General features: G+C 38.9%; 19 protein-coding genes. 8 read left to right on the forward strand and 11 right to left on the reverse strand.

All coding sequences use genetic code 11. The annotated features are described in order from the left end of the window. Positions 1–139 precede the first annotated feature (139 nt). From ACYVFA_RS20370 to cmk, 5 genes are all read right to left on the reverse strand, one after another. Positions 140–1,135: a phosphotransferase enzyme family protein gene (locus ACYVFA_RS20370; protein WP_460473699.1), complete on the reverse strand. Its 996-nt coding sequence runs from the start codon at positions 1,133–1,135 to the stop codon at positions 140–142. Positions 1,136–1,184: 49 nt separating this feature from the next. Continuing rightward, on the reverse strand, positions 1,185–1,736 hold the full coding sequence (locus ACYVFA_RS20375) for a glycosyl-4,4'-diaponeurosporenoate acyltransferase CrtO family protein (RefSeq protein ID WP_460473700.1): 552 nt from the start codon (positions 1,734–1,736) through the stop codon (positions 1,185–1,187). Positions 1,737–1,847: 111 nt separating this feature from the next. Beyond that, positions 1,848–4,169, reverse strand: a complete 2,322-nt coding sequence (locus ACYVFA_RS20380) for a BamA/TamA family outer membrane protein (protein ID WP_460473701.1) — start codon at positions 4,167–4,169, stop codon at positions 1,848–1,850. Between the two features lie 167 nt (positions 4,170–4,336). Next, on the reverse strand, positions 4,337–5,395 hold the full coding sequence (locus ACYVFA_RS20385; RefSeq protein ID WP_460473702.1) for an NAD(P)/FAD-dependent oxidoreductase: 1,059 nt from the start codon (positions 5,393–5,395) through the stop codon (positions 4,337–4,339). Between the two features lie 4 nt (positions 5,396–5,399). Beyond that, positions 5,400–6,101, reverse strand: coding sequence for a (d)CMP kinase (gene cmk / locus ACYVFA_RS20390; protein WP_460473703.1), 702 nt, complete (start codon positions 6,099–6,101; stop codon positions 5,400–5,402). A 130-nt stretch (positions 6,102–6,231) separates the two neighbouring features. Between cmk and ACYVFA_RS20395 the strand changes: the two genes are divergently transcribed. The 6 genes from ACYVFA_RS20395 (at position 6,232) to ACYVFA_RS20420 (ending at position 10,400) form a co-directional block, all read left to right on the forward strand. Beyond that, complete coding sequence (locus tag ACYVFA_RS20395; protein WP_460473704.1) at positions 6,232–6,843, forward strand: DJ-1/PfpI family protein; 612 nt, start codon at positions 6,232–6,234, stop codon at positions 6,841–6,843. Between the two features lie 49 nt (positions 6,844–6,892). Then, on the forward strand, positions 6,893–7,393 hold the full coding sequence (locus tag ACYVFA_RS20400) for a GNAT family N-acetyltransferase (protein WP_460473705.1): 501 nt from the start codon (positions 6,893–6,895) through the stop codon (positions 7,391–7,393). A 238-nt stretch (positions 7,394–7,631) separates the two neighbouring features. Then, complete coding sequence (gene bla, locus ACYVFA_RS20405) at positions 7,632–8,360, forward strand: MBL fold metallo-hydrolase (RefSeq protein WP_460473706.1); 729 nt, start codon at positions 7,632–7,634, stop codon at positions 8,358–8,360. A 280-nt stretch (positions 8,361–8,640) separates the two neighbouring features. Further along, positions 8,641–8,898 carry a hypothetical protein gene (locus ACYVFA_RS20410; protein WP_460473707.1) on the forward strand — a complete coding sequence of 86 codons (258 nt, stop codon included), beginning with the start codon at positions 8,641–8,643 and terminating at the stop codon, positions 8,896–8,898. A 42-nt stretch (positions 8,899–8,940) separates the two neighbouring features. Next, positions 8,941–9,585: a TerD family protein gene (locus tag ACYVFA_RS20415; protein ID WP_460473708.1), complete on the forward strand. Its 645-nt coding sequence runs from the start codon at positions 8,941–8,943 to the stop codon at positions 9,583–9,585. 149 nt (positions 9,586–9,734) lie between these two features. Further along, a complete protein-coding gene (locus ACYVFA_RS20420) occupies positions 9,735–10,400 on the forward strand; it encodes an MCP four helix bundle domain-containing protein (protein ID WP_460473709.1) in 666 nt (221 codons plus the stop codon). 118 nt (positions 10,401–10,518) lie between these two features. Here the strand turns inward: ACYVFA_RS20420 and glgB are convergent, their stop codons facing one another. Next, a complete protein-coding gene (glgB, locus tag ACYVFA_RS20425; protein ID WP_460473710.1) occupies positions 10,519–12,489 on the reverse strand; it encodes a 1,4-alpha-glucan-branching protein in 1,971 nt (656 codons plus the stop codon). Between the two features lie 155 nt (positions 12,490–12,644). Between glgB and ACYVFA_RS20430 the strand changes: the two genes are divergently transcribed. Next, on the forward strand, positions 12,645–13,907 hold the full coding sequence (locus ACYVFA_RS20430; RefSeq protein ID WP_460473711.1) for a replication-associated recombination protein A: 1,263 nt from the start codon (positions 12,645–12,647) through the stop codon (positions 13,905–13,907). Positions 13,908–13,985: 78 nt separating this feature from the next. Here ACYVFA_RS20430 and ACYVFA_RS20435 read toward each other — a convergent pair whose 3' ends face one another. The 3 genes from ACYVFA_RS20435 to ACYVFA_RS20445 form a co-directional block, all read right to left on the reverse strand. Further along, a complete protein-coding gene (locus tag ACYVFA_RS20435; protein WP_460473712.1) occupies positions 13,986–15,998 on the reverse strand; it encodes a beta-L-arabinofuranosidase domain-containing protein in 2,013 nt (670 codons plus the stop codon). Positions 15,999–16,064: 66 nt separating this feature from the next. Continuing rightward, on the reverse strand, positions 16,065–16,808 hold the full coding sequence (locus tag ACYVFA_RS20440; protein ID WP_460473713.1) for a hypothetical protein: 744 nt from the start codon (positions 16,806–16,808) through the stop codon (positions 16,065–16,067). A 40-nt stretch (positions 16,809–16,848) separates the two neighbouring features. Then, positions 16,849–17,583 (reverse strand): hypothetical protein, encoded by a 735-nt coding sequence (locus ACYVFA_RS20445; protein ID WP_460473714.1) that lies wholly within the window; start codon positions 17,581–17,583, stop codon positions 16,849–16,851. A gap of 122 nt (positions 17,584–17,705) precedes the next feature. Here ACYVFA_RS20445 and ACYVFA_RS20450 point away from each other — a divergent pair, with 122 nt between their 5' ends. Further along, on the forward strand, positions 17,706–18,341 hold the full coding sequence (locus ACYVFA_RS20450) for a hypothetical protein (protein ID WP_460473715.1): 636 nt from the start codon (positions 17,706–17,708) through the stop codon (positions 18,339–18,341). A gap of 73 nt (positions 18,342–18,414) precedes the next feature. On the opposite strand, the gene ACYVFA_RS20455 is transcribed toward ACYVFA_RS20450, so the two are convergent. Both ACYVFA_RS20455 and ACYVFA_RS20460 read right to left on the reverse strand, forming a co-directional pair. Beyond that, positions 18,415–18,870, reverse strand: coding sequence for a DUF3592 domain-containing protein (locus ACYVFA_RS20455; RefSeq protein ID WP_460473716.1), 456 nt, complete (start codon positions 18,868–18,870; stop codon positions 18,415–18,417). Positions 18,871–18,968: 98 nt separating this feature from the next. After that, positions 18,969–19,361: a DUF3592 domain-containing protein gene (locus ACYVFA_RS20460; protein ID WP_460473717.1), complete on the reverse strand. Its 393-nt coding sequence runs from the start codon at positions 19,359–19,361 to the stop codon at positions 18,969–18,971. Positions 19,362–19,364 lie beyond the last annotated feature (3 nt).

Genomic DNA, 19,364 nt, shown 5'->3' on the forward strand with positions numbered 1-19,364 from the left:
TTGACCGTTTGCCAATTAAAACCCCACCTAGAAAAGTATCTGATGCAAAGTTTTTGTTAATAGTCAAAAGTTTTATTTTGAGAGGTAAGGGTTCAAAATTTTGAACATCTCCTATACGAAACGATAGTTTGTATGAGCCTTAGATAAGCTCACCCAGTTTATTATAATCAAACCACCGTTTGATACGAAGATTGATGAACCTTGTTAGATATACATCATTGATAAAGGTATTTGACCAATTGTTGAATCGCCGGCATTGCACGCCCAGATAAAACAGGTAAATACATTCGGCCAACATAGGTAGCAAACGTTTTTCTTCGGCACTAATCGCGGTGACAGACTCGTAGCCTTTCAGGAAACTTTCTGCTTTGAGTTTATACTCGTTTTCATCTGCCTCTATGCTATGAATCTGTAAGATATAGTAGCCAATATCATAGCATTGCCAGCCATTGCCGCAGAAATCAAAATCGAACAGGGTTATTTCTTCTTCATTCAGAATATTCATATTATCAAACCAGATGTCGAGATGTATTACGCCTTTTCGCACTTGCGTTTCATCGACTTTCTTCAACTGCGCCAGCAGATGCTTTTGTGCATAGCGGATGAATTCTACTTCCGGGGCATCATCAGGTAAAAAACCAAAGAAATGTTGCGGCGACTTTATCAATAATTCTTCGGGCGTGTAGGTAACCCTATCTAAATAAAGATCCTGAGTGACACGATGAAATTTTGCCATGATTATGCCTATTTTCTCATGCACTTCGGGTGAGAAATTAAGAATCTTCTCGCCTTTGGCATAAGAAAACATCAGACCGAATCTTTCTCCTTCCGGGGCATTCAGGGTTTGAATATAATCTCCTTGGGTATCGGCTATTGGATACGACACAGGAATCTGATTTTCGTTCAGCAAGTTCAGTAGTCTGATTTCTTCTGAAATCTCTTTTTCTTTCCGCCAGTTGAGGCTATAAATTCTGAAAACAGATTTTTTCTCGCCATCACTTACCAGATAGGCATGGTTGATTCCGGCCTTTAATAATCGACAGGTGGTATTAGTGCTGAGGCCGTATTTCTCTTGTAAAAACAAGGCCAGGTGTGGCTCGGAAAGCGTAGAGGTAGTAACAGGAAAATGATTCATTGATTATAAGATGGTTAAAAAAAGTGGATAATGCTTATTGGTTTTGTTTTCAGTTGGTTTGCCTTTTCAAGAGGTGATTAATCCTGATCCGATTATATTGTTGCAGAAAAATGGGATAGATATTATAGATAATGTTAGCTATGCCGATAAAAATTGCCCAACCAAAGAGGCCAAGCAAAATGGCATAAACCATGAGGCAGAGAAAGAATACAAAAACCAGATAATGGAATTTTTCCTGCATATAAGATTTACTAATCAGCTTTTTAATAGCCTGTCGGTTCTCTACATATTTATATTGAGTGTGCCGGGTTTTGATGAATCTATTTACCCAGTCTCCATCCTGCGTATATTTCTTAATGAAGCGGATTCCGATTTTTTGATAGGCATTGCAAGATTGGCTTAGCTGAATTTTATCAAGCATAGCATTAGGCAGGAAAATAACTATGCAACTAATGCCTGTGAATAGATACAAGAGTTTTAGGGGCAGATACTGATAGCAGAAATAAACCACAGGCGCAAATGCCATTATCGACCAGAAGAAATTAATCAATTGGTTGTATAAAATAGCGGTCTGTTGGATTTTTTTCTGGTCGGCCTTCATCAGGTTATTGGTTGGTTGGGTGCTAAACAAACGAAAAACCCATTCGGTAGGAACGGGTTTTTCTATATCATCTTCAGATAGCGTTTATTCTAACTGAAGGCTATGTATCTATTAGAAATCGTAACCAAGCGAAATGTATAGCTTTGGTTTGCCTACTTCTTTGTCTTCAAGACCCCAGGCATAATCGGCTTTTACTAAATAGCCCAGAATCGTGGTTCTTACACCCATTCCATAACCAATCAGGAATGGATTTTTGAAATTGGTTACGGTTGCTCTGAACGGGTTAGCACCTCCACCAATTACTTCTGTATTCAAACTATTCTGACGGTTGAATGGCCCTTTGTTGCCATACCAGGCTGTACCGATATCACTGAATCCTACGAATTGCATATTGCGTAAGAAATTAGAAGTAAGCGAGCCTTTCGAGAAATATTGCGCTAATGGCAGGCGTAATTCGAAATTGGTTAATAAATGGCTGGTACCATATAATTTAGCAAAATTGAAACCTCTTAAGTTTCCGGCATAATCGTAGAAAAGAATATCGCGCAAATCACGTGGAATACCTGTACCTTGCCCATTTATCTGCTCAACGCTACGGTTAATGCTATTCTCAACACCACCCAGAAATGTCTCTTTTGGCGCGCTGCCCAACGAACGGCTATAAGACAAACGAGCCGCAAAAATAAAGCTGTTCAGAACTCTTTGATAATGACGGGCATCTATTACGAGACGGCTGAAATTCTCGGTACTTGAGTTAAGGCTGTAATTGCGCTCTAAACGCACTTTTGCACGCGTTCCTAACAAGACTTTGCTGAAAAGCGGTGTAGTATTATCGTAAACCAATTCAGCTTTATACCCTAGGTAATTAGAACTCAGGGTTTTACGGCCTAATTCTGCCAAATCAATATCGGTGGTTGTCATCAGATAAGGTGAAATACCTACACGCAGATTGCGGCTGAAAGGATAATTGGCATAGACCGAAAACTTGTTATAATACAAGCGTCTATCCATAGGCACAATGGCTGTTGATGGGGTAGTAATACCTAACGGACGGAACAGATATAAACTACGGGAATCTAATTCGCCCAATGAAATAGAGCGACGCATGATACCAAAGCCCCAGTCGACACGCTTAGCGTTATTGTTGTATTCTAAGAAAACATCATGATTTTTGAGTATCGGAGTCACGAAAAGCCCTAGCTTGATATTATGATTTTCTAATAAATCATTCAATACCAGATTTAGTTTTACTCCCATCCGGCGCACCGGATCCATCAGGAAATCAAACTTCATATCGTTGGCAATCATGAGATTTTCATAGGCATAAGGGCCTTTGATTTTCAATGTTTCTCTGTATCTGCCCGATTTCGGTATTGATTTATCCGTGTTATCAACCTTTGCTCTAGCTGTTTCGTTGGCCAGCGATTTAATCACATTCTCGGCATCGAACTCATAATTATCTGTGTCTACTTCTCCTTTTTCTAAAACCAGTTTTTCTTTAGGTTTTGTTAATTCTATTTTAGGCGAAACAATTGTTTTTTCTTTTGGTTCGTCAAGTTTCTCGTTGGTATTGGCATAAGCCCCACTCAGATAAAAATCTTTCCACTCTTTCATGAAGCGGTTGTAAGAGATACCCAATGTGCTGGTTATGCTCGATTCTTCGGTACGGATAATACGGGTCAGATTCAGGATATTCGAGATATTATCTTTACCATAACGCATAGCTATGTAATTCCAGATAGATTGTCCTACCAGCTCGGCATCTTTGCCTTCGAGGTGAGAAATCTTTTTATCCTTATTTTTCATTACCGCTACTTTCAGCCGATCAAGGACAGCAGGTTCTTCACTGTTTTCAGAAATATAGGCCGAAATACCCGCCATATACCATTCAGGAACGGTCAATAAAAGTGAGCTTTGGAGTACTTCTTTCAAAGACCCTCCATAGAGCATATCGTATACAAACAAACGGGATATTTGTCTGATTAATTCTTTCTTGAAAGTTTCCTCATTACCTGTATACGCAATCTGCACGCGTGACTTGGCCAGATTCAGAATACTCCCGTCGAGGTCTATAGGAGCAGTGAGTCCGATATTACTTTGGGCTAAATCTTTAGGCGAGTTATACAGGAAAATCTTCATGGTAGTGAAAGGCGTATAACCCAATAACTCGGTGATACGGTCATATTCACTTTCTGAAAGTTTGGCAGCGCTTTGGGCAATTTTATCGCCTCCACGGTAATAATTAAACTCAAAATTATTACTTCTGATAGTGAGCCACTCGAATCTTTTTTCCTGAATACGATTTTTACCAAATTCTTCTTGTGTAGACGAAAAATAATTTTGGGCAAAAGCAGTTTGTATTCCTATGAAAATAAGAGCATTAAGGGTAAATAGGCGCAAAGCGCATCGGCGATAAGTAGAGAATTTTTCCATAGCTCTCTGAATAATCCCGCTCCTTCGGTCGGGTCTCAAAACACTTAATTTCCTGGATTATGGGTTATATGCTTAGTATATAATCAAATTCTATTGTTGTGGCCGTGCAAAACTGAAAAAAGAGAGAATTAAAGGCCAAAACATTATTTTAAGATATACTTTTAATCTTATAACGAATATAACGAATAAAATCTCTGAATGTTAGAGTCTGGCATTAAATCTTTATTGTTTTCCAAAAAAAATAACATTTGCTCGGCAAAATAAGGCGCAAGCGAAACACCTTTGGTGCCCAATCCGTTAAAAACATAGACGTTGGCATAAGCCGGATGGTTGCCTAGAAAAGGGCGACGGTCTTTGGTAGTCGGGCGAATACCTGCCTGCTGATCAACGAGCTGATAAGAAGTTTTGAGGAATTTATCAATTTTGCTGGTAATGGCTTCTGTACCCTCCTGAGTTGTTTGCCAGTCCAGCTGATTCCAGACATAGGTTGAGCCAAATCTGTATTGCTGATTACCCAATGGAATAATCCACGAGCCTTGATTAACGATTTCCTTGATAGAATAGTCGTTCATGCTAGCAATCAGGGTTTCACCTTTGGCCGGATTAAAAGGAAGCCATTTGAAATAAGGATTCTGAGAAGCATAATAGCCTTCACAGAAAATGATTCTTTTTGCCTGAAAGTTTTTATAAATAATCCTCTCTTGTGAGACTTCTAATGCCTGATAATCAAATCTTTCGGCCTGATAAGCATCTGACTGGATGAATAATTGCTTCAATGCATCAATCATCAAAGGTACATCTACCCATCCGGCAAAACTGGTATATAAGCCTCCTAATGGATTTTCTACTTCCTGGTAGGAATCCGGTTTCACTAAAGAAATGTACTTATCCAAATCATATTCATCAGTCAATTGCAGAAAATGTTTGCGCTGTTGCTCATTGGCATAAGGGCGAAAGAGATTGGTTTCTTGATAAAAGTAGCTATGGGTTTCTCGTTCAAGCGAAAGATAAAACTCTTTGAAATAGGGAAAGATGGTATCAGCCAGCCAGGTTTTATCCAGATTTTTTCCGGTAATGGGATTAAAAATCCCACCGGCAACGGCTGACGAAGTGGGGATGGATTCATCATTCAGCACCAATACTTTTCTATCCGCTTTCAGAAGCTGATAGCCTAGCAAAGACCCTGCAATGCCTTGCCCGACAATGATATAATCAAATTGTTGCATGAGGTTAAGAAGCAGAATTTTTGAGTTTCTTACTCAAAACCTCTTGAGCCAGCATACAGACTATCTCCACTTGTCCATCTAATGTCATGTGGGACGTATCTACTTCAACTGCGTCTTCGGCTTTTCTTAGTGGGCTTTCTTTACGGGTAGTATCTATTAAATCGCGTTTTTTGATGTTTTCGATTATTTCCTCCAAATCTACTAAATCACCACGATCGGCTAATTCTATTTGTCGGCGATTGGCTCTGATAATCGGGTCTGCAGTCATAAAGATTTTTAATTCGGCATCCGGAAAAACCACCGTGCCGATATCCCGGCCATCCATCACTACGCCTTTATTTTTCCCCATCCGGCGTTGCTGAGCTACCATGGCATGTCTCACAGCGGCAATGGCGCTTACTTCGCTCACCTGATTGGCAATATATAATTTTCTGATTTCGTCTTCTACATTCAAGCCATTCAGAAAAGTTTCGTTCCGGCCATCATTCGGATTATGGCGGAATTCGATATGAATATTTTCGAGGGCTTTTTCTACTTCTCTATCGTTGGTAAGCGTAACCAGGTGTTGGTGGAAATAGAGTGTCACCGACCGATACATGGCGCCGGTATCAATATAGCTGTAGCCTAATTTCTTTGCCACTCTTTTGGCTGTTGTACTTTTCCCACAACTCGAATAGCCATCCACGGCAATAGTAATTTTCTGCATGCAATCTGAATTTTTTGCAAAGAAAAATCTAATTTGCGAGAGTAACAATTTGCACAGACCAGATTTCAGGATTTTTCGCAGTATTCTGTCAATTGTTCAAAAAAAAACCAGCTTGTAATTCCCTTTTTTTATGAAATCGGTTGCTATTTTTATTTTTGATGAAGTAGAGGTTTTAGACTTTACCGGCCCGTTTGAAATCTTCGGCGTAGCCGGAAAACAGGGTGGCAAAGCAGGGTATTTTGATGTATTTACAGTAGCCGAAAAGCCGAAAATTGCGGCCCGTAATAACCTGATTGTAGAAGCTACGTATACTTTTGAAGACTGCCCGACACCTGATATTCTATTGATTCCGGGAGGAGGAGGCTTTAAACCGGATGGCACGCCCTTTGGCACCAGAAGAGAAATGCACAATCAGAAACTGCTTGACTGGCTAAGAGCCATGAACGAAAAAGTGGAATTACTCCTATCAGTTTGTACAGGTTCTCTGATTCTGGCAAAAGCGGGTTTGTTGGAAGGACTATCAGCCACTACACATTTCAAAGCTATAGACCAAATGCGGGAGGCAGCACCAAATACAAATTTATATCCCGAAGAACGTTGGGTCGATAATGGGCGAATTATTCTTTCTGCTGGGGTATCAGCCGGGATTGATATGTCGTTATATGTATTGTCTAAACTTTTGGGAAAGGACGTGGCCAATGAGACTGCCGAGTATATTCAGTATGATTACTGGCGGCTCTGAAAGCATAGTAATCACTACTAAAACCACATTAAACCACTCATTGATTCTAATGCAGGAATACACTTTTAGAAAGGGAGAAATCAAGGATATTGAAAAACTTAAACTAATCGGCCTAAACTCATTTGGGAATTTTAAAAACCAGTTAACTGAAGATAATTGGGAGAAACTGAACAAATACCTGACTGGTGAAAATACTTATCCTGAATTACTAAACCAATCAACATGCTTTGTCTGTGAACATGATGGTGAAGTGGTTGGTATGGCCTTTCTTATTCCAAGAGGCAACCCGACAGAGGTTTTTCGGGAAGACTGGTCTTATTTAAGAATGGTAGGTGTCGATGCAGCCTATGCCGGAAAAGGTCTGGGCCGCCGCCTGATTGAAATATGTCTTGACTACGCAAGAGCCAATGGAGAGACCGTCATTGCCCTGCATACGTCTGAATTTATGGACGCCGCCCGTCATTTATACGAAAGCATGGGCTTCAACAGGGTTAAAGAATTACCGTCAAGGCTGGGTAAAAAATACTGGCTTTATTTGCTTGAATTATGATAAGTAACAGCGAATGAAACGGGCGCCGTTGCGATCGCCGTCTAAAATAACAAAGGAAATGTCATCTTTCTAGTGCAGACTAAAGTCTGCACTAGCATAAAAATTATTTTGAATAAACTTACAAGCCTTTTTATTGGCGAAATTAATATTAAACAAGTTCAATGTAAAAAATACCCATACCAACGAAATAGTCTTTAAGTTCCGCTTTCCAATTAAACATCATCCATAAAATTCATCAATGAAAACCATTCCATTAATCAGTTTCATCAGTGCTTTTTTCTTTAGCATTTCTTCATTCGGCCAAACCAACCGCCTTGACATTAAACATCTGACAGGAGATTTTTATGTCTACACTACTTACAATGATTACAAAGGCACGCTTTACCCGGCCAATAGTATGTATGTGGTAACAAAAGATGGGGTTGTTATGATAGACACCCCTTGGGATGAAAACCAGATGCTTCCACTACTGGATAGCATAGAAAGGCGCCATAACAAAAAAGTAGTGATGAGTATTTCAACACACTTCCACGCCGATCGTACTGCGGGGTTGAATATTCTGAAAGCTAAGGGAATTAAAACTTATTCAAGCCTACAGACCTGGGAGCTTTGTAAAAAATTTAATGAACAGGAGGCAGAATATCATTTCAGGAAAGATACTACTTTTAAAGTGGGCGAATATAGCTTTAAAACCTATTATCCGGGAGAAGGCCATGCGCCAGATAATATTATGGTATGGTTTGAAAAAGATAAGGTACTATACGGCGGATGCTTTATAAAGAGTACAGAGGCTACTGATGTGGGTAACTTATCAGATGCAAATCCGGTAGAATGGGAGAAATCATTGACCCGTTCTATCAAAAAATATCCTGCGCCGAAGTATGTAATACCGGGGCATTTATCGTGGAAAAGCAACAAAACCATGCAGTATACACTAGATATGGTGAAGAAATATAATAAGCATTAAGAGGTATGATGCTTTGCTGATACTTCTTCTATAATAAGGGTAAAATGTAAAAGAATGACAAATGAAGGATATTAAAAAACTCGCTAATAAAACATTAGCGAGTTTTTTAATATCCTTCATTTGTCATTCTAGTTGCCTTTTATTAAATTTGTCTGAGAAGTGAGCGTATATTCAGCTGTTGGTTTTGTTGCATGACTACTACATTTTTTACCTCACCCATTGTTTTGTATTCTAAAAAAGAAAACCACTTATCTACCTTAAAAAAATGAATGATTTATTATTGCAATACGCATATCTTAAATATGCCGCAGACATTCCGCATGCCAGCATTATTCAGGACCTGATTGCCAAGGGGGCTACTCCATCAGAAGCGCAACATATTCTGGACATCGCTACCATCAAGTACTGTACTAAGAGCGTGCAGGCTTCGTCGCAACCCCAACCTGCTCAAGAAGAAGAAATAAGTTTTTTTGGCGTATTGAAATTTATTGTCGGAATGATCAGTTTGATTGCGTCGGTGGCTCAGTGCATGAATTAACCCTATCCTATCTACTTATTTATATTAAAAGACATTCATTATATGGCTATAAATTTACTAAAAGGACAAACTATCGACTTACGAAAAAATGATAAGGGCGAAGTATTTGATTTAACAAAAGTAACTATCGGTTTGGGCTGGGATATTCGTCAGAAAAGCGCCTATTCGTCGGATGCAGAATATGACCTTGATGCCATTGCTTTTGTATTAAACGCCAATAATAAAATCGCGAATTTAGGCAGAACAGTACCTTACAATGGTAATAATTTCAATTTTATTGGCAGTGATATTGTTTTCTATAATAACCAGAAGCATCCGTCTGGTCAATTAAAATCAACCGGAGATAACCGTACAGGTGAGGGAGATGGTGACGATGAGCAAATCATTGTATTGCTGGATTCGCTGAGCCCGCAATATAATAGTATTGTATTTCTGGTAACGATTTATCAGGGCAAAATGAATAATCAGCACTTTGGTATGCTTCATAATGCATTCATCAGAGCCGTAGATGCCAGAGGCAAAGAGATTGCCCGTTATAATCTTTCGAGCGATAGTACGTATAACGGCATGTGTTCGATGACCTTTGCAGAAATCTATCGCAAAGACAATACCTGGAAATTCAGAGCTATCGGTGACCCAAGTCCGGCCGATAACTTTAGTGATCTACTTGGAAAATACATCAATTAATATTGATTGAGTCTTAGAAAGATATTTTCAGGAGCTATCTTTAATAGCTCCTTTTCTTTTGCCCTTCTGGTTAATCTTCCTTATTAATTACCAATAAAATATAGTTATTTTTACTTATATTTGTATTAAATCAATTTTATCACTTCATCATGAAATGGGCATATAGTATCGAGCAGAAGATGAAAGCCGCTATGGCACTCACCGTTATTTTTGTTTTTTTGTTTATCAAGAATGTCTCTGATAAAAGGCATTTTAATGAACTGGGCGATAGTTTTTCGGCTGTTTATGAAGACCGTCTGCTGGCTGAGAGCTATATATATGAAATGTCGAATCATTTATCACGCAAGAAATTGCTCGTAGATGAATGCCATACAAAGACCGACCTAAATCAGATTAGCGATAAACTAAAAGCGCATAATCACGCGATTGAAGGATTAATTGTTTCTTATGAAAAAACGAAACTCACCCCTACGGAAGAGGTTTTATTCAAAGACTTTAAGAAAAAAATAGCGAATGGATTGGCTTTAGAGAAAACACATATCCATCAATCAGATTTCATCAATGCAGCCTTAAGCAAACAGATATTAGATGAAGCTTTTTATGGGGTTTTGAATACTTTGAATCATCTTTCAAACATACAGATTACAGAAGGAGCCAAACTGAATAAAACTTCGCAGAAAATTGTACTAGGTTCAGCTTCTGATACACATTTTGAATTGACGTTGCTGATTGTATTGGGAACGATTATTCTGACTTTGATTTTTACTTCCAACTCTACTATGCCAAAGATTCCGAGGGATTCTTCTTTGAATTAGGTATTTTATTGACATAAATCACTCCATTGTTCGGCGGCTGAGCGTAGTCCAAGCCACCGAACAATCTCTGGGTTACAAACTCATAAAAAAGGCTCTGATTTCTCAGAGCCTTTCGTTTTTACTTCTTCAATCTCAACACTACGCCCCCTAATGGCGGCAGTGAGATTTCTACTGAATTATCTTTTCCGTGTAATGGGATTTTGTCGGTTTTCAAATCACCATTTACTACGCCTGAGCCCCAATATTTCTGGTTATCACTGTTGAAAATTTCTTCGTAAGTTCCCGAAGCTGGTACACCAATTCTATAAGGTGAACGTGGCATTGGCGTAAAGTTTAATATCACGACAACGGTATCTTTTTCATTGAAACCTTTGCGGGCATATACAATTACGGCATTTTCACGGTCGCTGGTGTCAATCCATTCAAAACCATCCGGCGAGAATTGCTTGTCAAATAAAGCTGCTTCTCCGCGATACAATTTGTTGAGGTCTTTCATCAACTCATTTACGCCTTTGTTTGGTTGTTGCTCCAATAAATGCCAGTCCAGACTTTCCTTAAAATTCCACTCGGCATATTGCGCAAACTCTCCACCCATAAACAAGAGTTTAGTGCCGGGGTGCGTAAACATATAGGTAAACAGCAAACGAAGGTTGGCAAACTTACGCCATTGGTCACCCGGCATTTTTTCAATCAATGAGCCTTTTCCATATACCACTTCATCATGCGAAAGTGGCAACATAAAGTTTTCAGAGAAACCATATACCACACTGAAAGTGATGTCATTCTGATGCCATTTACGATACATCGGGTCTTTGGCAAAATAGCGCAGGGTATCGTTCATCCAGCCCATCATCCATTTCATACCAAAGCCCAAGCCACCTGTATAAACCGGTCTTGAAACGCCCGGAAACGCCGTCGATTCTTCGGCAATGGTCTGTGTATCAGGGAAACTTCTGTATATTTCTTCGTTCAGTTCTTTAAATAGCGAGATTACTTCAAGGTTTTCTCTACCACCGAAAATATTCGGTATCCATTCTCCGGCATTACGTGAATAATCACGATAAAGCATAGAAGCTACGGCATCTACCCGCAAACCATCGGCATGGAAACGGTCAAGCCAGAAGATGGCATTACTGATTAAAAACGAACGCACCTCATAGCGACCATAGTTGAAAATATAGCTTTTCCAATCAGGGTGGTAACCCATTCGTGGGTCTTCGTGTTCATAAAGCGCTGTACCGTCGAAACGGTAAATACCATGCGCATCATTCGGGTAGTGCGACGGAACCCAATCCAGCAATACGCCAATACCATTGATATGCAATTGCTCAACCAGATACATAAAATCCTGTGGCGTGCCGAATCGGCTACTGGTAGAGAAATAGCCGGTAATCTGATAGCCCCACGAAGGTTCGTACGGGTGCTGCATTACAGGCATAAACTCTACGTGTGTAAAGCCCATTTCTTTCACATAAGGCACTAATGTATTGGCAATTTCACGATAAGTCAATCTGCGTTCAGGGTCGCCCGGATCACGTTGCCATGAACCTAAATGGATTTCATAGACCGAAATTGGTGCATTTAGGGCATTGTTCTGGCGGCGGGTCTGCATCCAGTCTTTATCCTGCCATTCATACCACGTATCCCAGACAATTGATGCCGTTTTAGGCGGGTGTTCCCAGTTCAAGGCGAAAGGGTCTCCTTTTTCAAGGTCTTCTCCGGTACTTGAGGCGATAAAATATTTATAGACTTCTCCGTTACCTATATTCGGAATCCATCCTTCCCAGATACCTGAACCATCCCAACGCGAATTCAGCGGGTGCGCTCCACGAGTCCATCCGTTGAACCCTCCAATAACGGCCACATAGCGGGCATTAGGTGCCCAAACGGCAAAGTATGTACCTATGACGCCCTGATTTTCTATCACGTGCGATCCCATCTTTTCATAGAGGCGATAATGCTTACCTGCCTTGAAAAGATTAATATCAAAATCGGTAAATAAACTGAAAGACTCTACGTTTTTGAAACTGGGGCGATTTTCTTCTTGAGGTTCTTCTTGTTGCTTGGTAGAAGTCGTTTTCTTTGCCATAGGTCGAAGCTAATCTGGTTTTGTTTTCGAATGGGTAAAAATAGAGGAGTGGTTCTACAATTCCAAGAAGCGCCGTATATTTGTCATTGAAAATATTTCTTGTTAAATTTCTATCGCTACTAAGATTATTTATAAATCTCATAACAACATTAAAAATGACTGCACCATTAGCCGAACGCCTGCGTCCGAAAAAATTAGATGACTATATTGGTCAGGAGCATATTCTGGGCAAAAATAAACCATTACGCAAAGCCATTGAAGCCAATCTGGTACCTTCAATGATTCTGTGGGGGCCTCCCGGAACAGGAAAAACGACTTTAGCCTTATTGATAGCCGAAACTACCAAACGGCAGTTTCATCAGTTAAATGCAGTGAGCTCAGGGGTGAAAGAATTGCGGGAAGTTATCAGCCGCCCGTCAGGTTTGTTCCCTCCCATTGTATTTATTGATGAGATTCATCGATACAATAAATCTCAACAGGATTCGCTATTAGCAGCCGTAGAAAAGGGCCAGATTACATTGATTGGTGCTACGACAGAGAACCCGTCTTTTGAGATTAATGGTGCGGTGCTTTCTCGCTGTCAGGTTTATGTATTGGAATCTTTTGGAGAAAAGGAATTAAAAGAACTGACCGATAGAGCCATTCAGGAAGATGTAGAATTACAGAAACGGGATATAAAAGTTGAATCGTATGAGGCGTTGATGCGTATTTCAGGCGGTGATGGGCGGAAGCTGTTGAATTTACTTGAAATCATTACTTTTTCCTTTCCGGTTGATACGCCGATTATCATTAACGATGATTTGGTAGAAGAAGTAGCGCAACGCAATATTGCCCGATACGATAAATCAGGCGAGCAACATTATGATATTATTTCGGCTTTTATTAAATCACTCAGGGGTTCAGACCCTAATGCGGCTTTGTACTGGATGGCGCGTATGATTGTAGCCGGAGAAGATGTAGAATTCATTGCGCGACGGATGTTGATTCTGGCCTCAGAAGATATAGGCAATGCCAACCCGACGGCTGTGATTATGGCTAATAACTGTATGCAGGCAGTCAAGACGATTGGGTATCCAGAAAGCAGAATCATTCTCTCCCAGACTGCTATTTACTTGGCTACTTCGCCCAAATCAAATGCTTCTTATATGGCTATTGAAAATGCCATTGCTTTGGCTGAAAAGACTTCTCATCTGCCTGTGCCGTTGGCTTTACGCAATGCACCTACCAAGCTGATGAAGCAGATTGGCTACGGAAAAAACTATAAATATGCCCACGACTACGAGGGCAATTTTACCAAACTCAATTTCCTACCCGACGACCTGAAAGGCACAAAACTCTACGAACCCAGCAATAATGCACGCGAAAACGAAATTCGCCGACAATTGCAGGCGTGGTGGGCTGAGTGGTATGGGTATTAAGTATCATTGTGGCGCGAACGTCCCGTTCGCAATTTTATATCTAACTGCGAACGAGACGTTCGCGCCACAAAAGTTTCGCTACCGCTGATGAGCATCCACTACCGGAAACTGCGCAATTCGCAAGGTTGTACAACCATAAGGAATCAGGGTAAGCGTTTCCAGAGGCGTACCTAGATTATTATAAGGGTGTGAGGGAAACGGGATTTTTCCTGTTGAGTTCATCGTCTTTTCCCAGAATGGGATAATTCTGCCTTTGGCCTTTACAGTGATTGGGGCATTTGCTAAATTCCAGGGGTAATCAGACACGGTTTCATTTACTTTTACGGTCATAGAGTCGGCGCTGATGTATTTTTTTGAAATACCATAATTCCAGGGAGTAGTATTGGTTACTTCATAGAAAGTATCAGGATAATCATCTGTTTTTACCTCGCTCCATTTCTCCCCGATTTTCAGGGCATAAACCAATGGGCCACGCTCAATACCTACTGATTTTTCGTACCAATAAGAGTACCTGAACTCCATGGGCAATTGTAAAATCACTTCGTCATTTTCTGACCATTGACGATTGAGAATCACAATCTTTTCACCATTATAAGCTTGCTCTTTGCCATTTACCTTTATGACTGGTTTTGTACACCATTCAGGTATTCTTAAATGTAAAGGGAACTGGGTTTTACTTTTGGTTTGATAAATGAACTTAATCTGGTCGGAGAACGGATAATTGGTTTCTTCGGCAAAGGTTACCTCTATCCCATTAGCTACTTTTGCCTTTACCGTTGACGCTGAATACACCAATGCCGCCAAGCCATTATTTGCCGTAGCATACCAGAGATTTTGCACAAATTTAGGGTAGCCTTGGTGCATGTTTGAGACACAACAAGGATAGCCTGTGGTAGTACCAAAAACCAGACGTGCTTCGCGGTCATCAGCGAAGTTTCTACCTTTATCTGTTATTTCTATCTGGTTTACTTGTTGAAAGTACTGTTTCTTAGTATACTTATCGTCGTGTTGGGTGGGTAGTACATTGAAGGCAATCTTCTCTAAGTAATCAGCGTAATAGACATCGCCTGTGATGGGTAGCACACTTTCAAACGAGTACATAAATTCTACTGCCGAACAAAGTTCTGAGCCTTGGGTAGGGTCGTTGCCGTGCAATTGTTCATCGCCGCCATACATACCATTCACAAAGCCGTGTACATCACGTAAGGCCGATAAACCCTCTTTTACAGCATAGCTATATTGCGCTTCGGGGTGTTGTTGGTAGTAAATTAAAGGCTCTTTGATACCCTGCGCTACATTCACGCAATGTAAATCAGGATAAGGATTCATTTTACGGATAGTATTGTTGGTCAGAATGGTTGTCCAGTTGAAGGATTGTTTATGGATGATTTCAGCTAAATCAAGCAGGTATTTTTCTTTGGTGATGTTGTAGAGCCAATAGACAATTTGCAGGTTATCTCCTCCCCTTTGCTCTGCCCAGAAAGTATATTTACCCAGCGGAACAGTCGGCAGCATTTTTAACTGGTATCTGAAATACTTGTCCATGAGCGTCACTACTCTTTTATCCTGCGTAGCCATATAATACTGCTGAAAGACTTTCAACATCACCATCTTAGGCCACCAGTCTTCGCTTATGGTTTGTTGCGTGCCTTTGATAGGTTTCATGGTTTTAGCATCAAACGGATACGGCCCGAAATAACCGTCAGGACGTTGGTTTTTGATGCTCCACTCTATCCATTCCTGTGCTTTGGCTTTTAGTTTGGCATCATTGAGTATATAAGCTAAGGGTACTAAGCCATCAATCCAGTAAGGCCCACGCTCCCAGCTATCGCCTGTACCTCCTAGCCAACCATTATTTTTTCCACAAACCAGTGCATAGACACTATCCAGATTTCCGGTCAATCCATCCCGTTGTGTTTCCAGCATTTTTCTTAACCAACCTTTTGGTTGAATATTGCCTAAGGGCAAAGCTGTGTAAGGTTGAGAGTATAAGGGTGATTGGTTTGTTATGTAGTGGGTGTTTCGTGGCTGGGCTTTTAGGGTGGTTGAGAGGGTGAGGAGGGTTAGTAAGGTGAGTAGGGTTGATTTCATGAGGCGATTGAGATTTTTGCAAATATAAGGAAAATACGAATCCTCAGTAGATGATAATATAATGCATCATACCCTTATCTTAGGAATATAAAAGACACTATCTAATTTAGCTTCCGGATTATATGCCTCAAATCTTATTCCGGTTATATTGTTTTCCTCAACTAAATTCTTTGCCTTTTCACTAAAATACATATTGAACCTTGCACTTAAGACGTCGTAATATTTTTTAAACTTTAATTCGAGTGGAAAAACTTTAACACTCAATCCTAAATTTTTTATTTCTTCTGATTTTTTTATATAATCTTCATTGCTCTTTATTTCTCCTATTTCTAAAAGATTAAAGAACTGTTCTATATTGAATGTCTCCTCATTAAACTCTCCAAACCAACCTACAGCAAACTGAGATTGATTAAAATCAATTTCCTGAAAATAATCCTGTAAAAAATGAAACACGTAATAATCTGTCCTTTCGGTTAATATACCTTGCAAATAGGTTGTTATGATAGCCGGATAAAACCGATGCGGTGGTAAAACTAACTGCTCCAAAATTGATTTGAATTTTTCTGAAACAATGAAAGTGTTTTTTGAGTCAAAGGTATCCATTCCACCCGACTTATGAAAATCGCCAAACTTTCTTTCATCTTCTCTACGCTCAAAAACAAGTTCTATGGGAAGCTTTTCAGAATAAAACTTTTCATCGGTAATCTTATCTACATAATAAGTATAACTCTTTCCCGTCACATCAGTAAGTGCGCTTTTAACTTGCGGGAAACTAAAATATTGTTCAATTTTATAAAAAGGTGTGTTCATAGTTTAAAAGTAAGCGTGTTGTAGTTGTTTTTTTCTTTCATCATACAGTTATCTTCGGAATATAAAAGACAGTACTTAATTCAGCCTCAGCATTATATTCTGCAAATCTTATTCCTGTTATATTATTTTCTTCTACTAATTTCTTTGCCTTTTGACTAAAATGCATGTTGAATCTTGCACTTAACACATCATAGAATTTTTTAAATTTTAACTCTAAAGGAAAAATTACAGGCCCCATTCCTAAAACTTCATCTAATTTAGCATGATAATGTTCTAAATCTATAATTTCTCCTCTTTCAAAAATCTTAAAGAACTTTTCTCTACGCTTTCCTTCTTCTTTATATTTGCTAAACCAACCCACAGCAAACTGAGAATGATTAAAGTCAATTTCCTGAAGGTAATCCTGTAAAAAATGAAAAACAAAATAGTCTGCTCTTTCGGTTAATATGCCTTGCAAATAGGTCTTTATAATCGCTGGATAAAATCGATGTGGTAGTAAAGTTAATTGCTCCAGAATTGATTTGAGCTTTTCTGAAACAATAAGAGTTTTTGTTGTTGCAAATGTCCCGCCATACCAATGAAAATCGCCAAATTTGAATCCATCTTCACTATATTCAAAAACCAGTTCTATGGGAGTCAGTTCATAATAAAGCTTTTCATCAGTAATTTTATCTATAAAAGAATTATATCTCCAGCCGCCTGTCTCACCAAGAAGTTCGCTTTTAACATATGGAAAACTTATATCAGGTTCAATTTTAAAGAAAGATGTGTTCATTTTTAAGGACAAAGTATTAATAATAAGTTTTAATCATTTTAATAAAGTAATATTAGCAAGCTCAAAAATACCATAAAACAAATAAAATACAATCCCTATTTTTGCAGCTTAATCTAATAAATATGTACTCAAAAGAATTAATTGAAAATGAACTCAATGAAAAAATCCCGCCAGGTTCTTTAATCAAAGGAACGGTAACAGCACAAGCGCCATTTGGTATCTTTTTAGACATTGGCATGGAAGACACTAATGCTGTAGTTGACATAGTAGAATTTTTAGACGAACCGCCGATGGCCTATCATCTCCATTCCTTTCCACGGCTTGGTTCTCGAATTGAAGCGGTTGTATTAGGTGTACATGCCTATGCTTATCCCACAATGCATCAATTCAAATTGAGTATTAAACCCTCTCGCTTAAAAGAAGCGCATGAGTTGCTCAGTCAAGGTACTATTAAAAGTATCGATTTGGGCACTAATAGAGAGAGATTTATTAAAAAAATTCCAATCGGCACTTTACTAACAGGTAGGGTTAATTGGATTATGCCCTCTGAAATCTCTTTATCTTTTCACCATAAGCACACTCGAGGTCAAATTGATTTTACAGAGTTCCTGGATGAGGGAGAAATGGATTATAGTTTTTATCCTATGCCTAATAGTGAAATTGAAACAGTTGTCATAGGTTATACTGATAGTGACCAGCTTAAACTAAGTGTCAGGCCATCGCTCTTAAAAAAGGCAAGAGAAAAATATTCTCAATAAGTTGCCATAAATAATATAGTTGACTATACTACAAAGCCTTGTCTATTTCCACAGATAAGGCCTTTTCATGTAATCAGAAACTCAGATTCTTAAAATATTGCATAATTTCATTCATCCAATCAGGATTTTGTTCTGCCAAACTTGTAAAAATATCATAACCCATGAATATAAGGAAAGGTACAATCAATAAGTGAATACGATTAAATTTCTGTCCTTCAATGATAAATTTTTCGGGCTCCGAATCCAGATAAATAACCTCTACCTCATTTGGTAAATCATGGTATTTTTTTTCATCATATCCTTCAATTGGTTTGCCTTTAATTTCCAGCCCTAAATATGTTCTGAATTGAACAATCGGAAAATAAGTATCACTGTTCTCTCCTTCTACTTTATCAAATCCTGAAATAATACCTTTGGACTTTAAGCCGTGCTGACTTAATTTACGGAATTTAACATACGACTTACTTACAATGTATATCCAATAGAACATACTTGATAGTATAACTAACTTAACAAGAATAGCAAGCATCTGATTTGATTGAAATTTTGATTTATCAAAAGGTTTTGTTTTTAAAATTTACCTAAAAAATGTTTGGGGTCTTCAAAGACTTTGTTGGAATGCTTTTATTATAAAAACAGAAAGCCAATAATCGCTACGTTGAATATGAAAAAAGCTATATAGCCAAATCCCTGCCCTTTAATAATAAATATCTCCGGATTTGATTCCAGATATATAATTTCTACTTCTCTGGGAGAGTAAAAATATTCACTTTCAGTATATCCACCACTGAACGGCTTCCCAATAATCTCTTCACTTGAATAAGTGAAAAATTGAATAATCGGGTGATAGGTATCAGAAGTATCTCCTACCTCTTTCTCAAATTCTTTAATTTTACCTTTTGCTTTGAGACCCGTTTTCTTTAGCTTGCGAAAAACTAAGAATTCACTAAAACTCTCATAGGTTCTAAATAAAAAAGCTACTCCGAATATTAAGAAACTAAGTATATAAATTATTTTCATTTT

Source organism: Emticicia fontis, assembly GCF_054779675.1.

What these genes read in the sequence shown, in the direction of transcription:
- ACYVFA_RS20435 (WP_460473712.1), bottom strand. Translation starts at nt 15,998, where the DNA reads ATGAAATCAACCCTACTCACCTTACTAACCCTCCTCACCCTCTCAACC.
- ACYVFA_RS20440 (WP_460473713.1), bottom strand. Translation starts at nt 16,808, where the DNA reads ATGAACACACCTTTTTATAAAATTGAACAATATTTTAGTTTCCCGCAA.
- ACYVFA_RS20415 (WP_460473708.1), top strand. Translation starts at nt 8,941, where the DNA reads ATGGCTATAAATTTACTAAAAGGACAAACTATCGACTTACGAAAAAAT.
- ACYVFA_RS20445 (WP_460473714.1), bottom strand. Translation starts at nt 17,583, where the DNA reads ATGAACACATCTTTCTTTAAAATTGAACCTGATATAAGTTTTCCATAT.
- ACYVFA_RS20380 (WP_460473701.1), bottom strand. Translation starts at nt 4,169, where the DNA reads ATGGAAAAATTCTCTACTTATCGCCGATGCGCTTTGCGCCTATTTACC.
- ACYVFA_RS20395 (WP_460473704.1), top strand. Translation starts at nt 6,232, where the DNA reads ATGAAATCGGTTGCTATTTTTATTTTTGATGAAGTAGAGGTTTTAGAC.
- ACYVFA_RS20450 (WP_460473715.1), top strand. Translation starts at nt 17,706, where the DNA reads ATGTACTCAAAAGAATTAATTGAAAATGAACTCAATGAAAAAATCCCG.
- ACYVFA_RS20400 (WP_460473705.1), top strand. Translation starts at nt 6,893, where the DNA reads ATGCAGGAATACACTTTTAGAAAGGGAGAAATCAAGGATATTGAAAAA.
- cmk (WP_460473703.1), bottom strand. Translation starts at nt 6,101, where the DNA reads ATGCAGAAAATTACTATTGCCGTGGATGGCTATTCGAGTTGTGGGAAA.
- ACYVFA_RS20370 (WP_460473699.1), bottom strand. Translation starts at nt 1,135, where the DNA reads ATGAATCATTTTCCTGTTACTACCTCTACGCTTTCCGAGCCACACCTG.
- ACYVFA_RS20455 (WP_460473716.1), bottom strand. Translation starts at nt 18,870, where the DNA reads ATGCTTGCTATTCTTGTTAAGTTAGTTATACTATCAAGTATGTTCTAT.
- bla (WP_460473706.1), top strand. Translation starts at nt 7,632, where the DNA reads ATGAAAACCATTCCATTAATCAGTTTCATCAGTGCTTTTTTCTTTAGC.
- ACYVFA_RS20460 (WP_460473717.1), bottom strand. Translation starts at nt 19,361, where the DNA reads ATGAAAATAATTTATATACTTAGTTTCTTAATATTCGGAGTAGCTTTT.
- ACYVFA_RS20385 (WP_460473702.1), bottom strand. Translation starts at nt 5,395, where the DNA reads ATGCAACAATTTGATTATATCATTGTCGGGCAAGGCATTGCAGGGTCT.
- ACYVFA_RS20430 (WP_460473711.1), top strand. Translation starts at nt 12,645, where the DNA reads ATGACTGCACCATTAGCCGAACGCCTGCGTCCGAAAAAATTAGATGAC.
- ACYVFA_RS20420 (WP_460473709.1), top strand. Translation starts at nt 9,735, where the DNA reads ATGAAATGGGCATATAGTATCGAGCAGAAGATGAAAGCCGCTATGGCA.
- glgB (WP_460473710.1), bottom strand. Translation starts at nt 12,489, where the DNA reads ATGGCAAAGAAAACGACTTCTACCAAGCAACAAGAAGAACCTCAAGAA.
- ACYVFA_RS20375 (WP_460473700.1), bottom strand. Translation starts at nt 1,736, where the DNA reads ATGAAGGCCGACCAGAAAAAAATCCAACAGACCGCTATTTTATACAAC.